Source organism: Caballeronia sp., assembly GCF_049581465.1.
Classification (GTDB): domain Bacteria; phylum Pseudomonadota; class Gammaproteobacteria; order Burkholderiales; family Burkholderiaceae; genus Caballeronia.
The window spans coordinates 1-2,663 of record NZ_JBAUSA010000974.1; the positions used below are offsets into that span (position 1 = coordinate 1).

A 2,663-nucleotide genomic window follows, 5' to 3' on the forward strand; every position below is an offset into this window, starting at 1 on the left:
GGATGCGACACCTTCATCATCGTGGCCTTGACGTGCAGGGACAGCATCACGTCGGTCTTGCGCGCATCTTCCATTTGTTCTTCGTAGAACTCGCACAGCGCTTTCTTGCTCATGAACATGCTGTCGATGATCTCGCCATCCAGCAACGACACCTTGGGCTTGAGCACGATGGTCTTGCCGCTCTTCGTGAGCAGCTCCATCTTGACGTCGCGGGCGCGGTCCAGGGTCATGGACTTTTCACCATGATAGAAGTCGCCATGCTTCATGTGGGCCACGTGGGTGCGCGAAGCCATGCTCCACTCGCCCATGCTGTGCGGGTTCTTGCGGGCGTAGTTCTTCACGGCGGCCGGTGCGCGGCGGTCCGAGTTGCCCTCGCGCAGCACGGGATTCACGGCGCTGCCCAGGCACTTGGAGTAGCGCTGGCGGATGGCCTTCTCGGCTTCGGTCTTCGGGTCTTCAGGGAAATCCGGAACCTTGTAGCCCTTCGCCTGCAGTTCCTTGATCGCGCCGGCCAGTTGATGCACAGAGGCGCTGATGTTGGGCAGCTTGATGATGTTGGTGTCGGGCAGCAAGGTCAGGCGACCGAGTTCGGCGAGGTTGTCGGGCACCCGCTGCGCCTCGGTCAGGAACTCCGGGAACTCACCCAGGATGCGCCCGGCCACGGAGATGTCGCTGGTGGTGACGTGCACCCCGGCCGGTGCGGTGAACGCGCGGATGATCGGCAGGAAGGCACTCGTTGCTAGCAGCGGAGCTTCGTCGGTCAGGGTGTAGATGATCGTGGGTTGCTGGGTACTCATCGCTTGTCTCGTGATCGAAAAATGGATGGGGGAACGCCACCGGCTTGGTCACAGACCGGCGGTAATCATCGAATTTTGCCTTATTTTGCGTTCGGGCGGATTGATCCAGGTAGCCTGCTTGCATCGGACGCCCGCAGGGGGTGCATCCAGGAGCGCATCTCGGACCTCATCGCGCGGTCAATTCGCGATCAATTTCAGGCCCGGCGGCAGCGACTCGCCAAACACGCGTCCCTCGTCGGCCTTATCGAGTTCTACCGTCTCGCGAACCGCGGCTATCCAGCTTCGCGGCGAACTCGCGGCTTCCAGTCGATGAACCACTTTCGCGCGGATGCCGGGCGTGAGGTCTCTCGACCGGTCCCCTGTCATGCGGCCCAATTGCGCGGCGGCAAAGGCGGCCGGCTCGACCTTCTTCCAGTCGAGCGCGAGGATCGCATCTAGCCATTGACTCGCGACATCGGGCGCAACGACGCCGTGCGCACTACCGTAGAACGGGCGGCGTGCGCCGATCCGGCCGACCGCCCACCAGCCCTGGTGACTTTCTGAAGGGCTTTGAAGCCGGCCTAGCAGCCGCTCCGCGACCTCGATCTTGCGTTGCACCGGTAGCCGTTCGAGCGATGCCGCGAGGCGCACCATGTCGGCGTACCCCGTTTTCGCGGGGTCGAGCAGGGGCTTCGACCCCGCGGTTGCCACGCCTTGCACATAGTCCATGGCATCGAGAACGGACACTTGCGCGCTTTCGCTTAGGCCGCCCGCCGCGCGCCGCCATAACGTCCACCATTCCGACCAGACCTGACTCTCGTTGACGTACTGAATGCCGTCATCGAATAGCGACCAGAGTTGCTCGACTCGCCAATCGTCGAGCGGATAGCCGAACCCCGGGCGCAGGCAATAACCGGCCAGATTCAGCCAGACTCGCTCGTGGTCTGCCGAGCGCCGCCGGCGACGGGCGCGATCCCAGAGCGCACCAAACAGTTCGCGAAGTAAAGCGCTATCCCAATGCTCGCGGGGTCCGAGGATCTGCTCAAGCTGTGAACGCAGCCGCCTGACTTCCTTCGGCCCGACATCGTGTGAGCGGGCGCCGAACGAACGATCGATCAGCTCAACTGATTTTCCGAACGATGCATGACGCGCGTCCATGGACACAGCGGCTTTGGCGTGATCGCGTCGCAACTCGAATTCGAGCAACCAGCGCCGCGAAGAGCCGCCTATCTCGATGCAGTGCACTTCCAGCGTGCCGATTTCGGTGAGCGTGGCCGTGAGCTGGACGGGCGTTTCGCGGGGGCCGCCTGCCGCCTGTGGTTGCACCACGGTCACGATCGGCGGCAGGCGAACGAAGTCACCCGTTGCAAGGTCCGCCAGATCGCCCGGACGATACGCTGTGTCGGCGATGGAGGAGGCCAGATGGAACCGGACCGGATGCCCGAGCAGCAGCGAAAACGTTCGATCCTCGAGATGAATCTCCTGGCCTTCTTGCGTGCCGCGGGGTAGCAGGCAAATACCGCGTGCGGCCGGTGCCTGCGCCTGCGTGTCCTGCTGCTTATCCTCTTCCAGCACGAGGAAAAAACTGCGTGGTGCGCCTCCACCGATGCGAGGAGCATGGCCCGCCCGCGCGCGGCCATAGGCGACCGCGCCACGGGCGACGGCTACGTCCGGATCATCGTTGTGAAGCACATGCAGAGGCTTCCCGCGCCACATGCCGAGCGTGCTGGTGAGCCGGTCGACGAGCGCATCGGAGCGAAACACCCCCCCGTTAAGCAGGAGCGTGTCGGGCATCGGCAACACGTCGTCCTGACCCTCCGGCATTCCCAGCGCCTCGCGCGCGTGCGCCGCGTGTTGACTCAGGAACGCGGCGATATGGCGAGTGAC

1 protein-coding gene and 1 pseudogene are annotated in these 2,663 nt (G+C 63.8%); both read right to left on the reverse strand.

Annotation, left to right across the window (positions count from 1 at the left end; all coding sequences use genetic code 11):
• Positions 1–797, reverse strand: a 797-nt coding sequence (locus WCA53_RS23960) for an NADP-dependent isocitrate dehydrogenase (protein WP_423916319.1), incomplete at its 3' end; no start/stop codon positions are given.
• A gap of 177 nt (positions 798–974) precedes the next feature.
• Positions 975–2,663 (reverse strand): annotated as a pseudogene (locus tag WCA53_RS23965) (Hsp70 family protein); the annotation flags it as partial.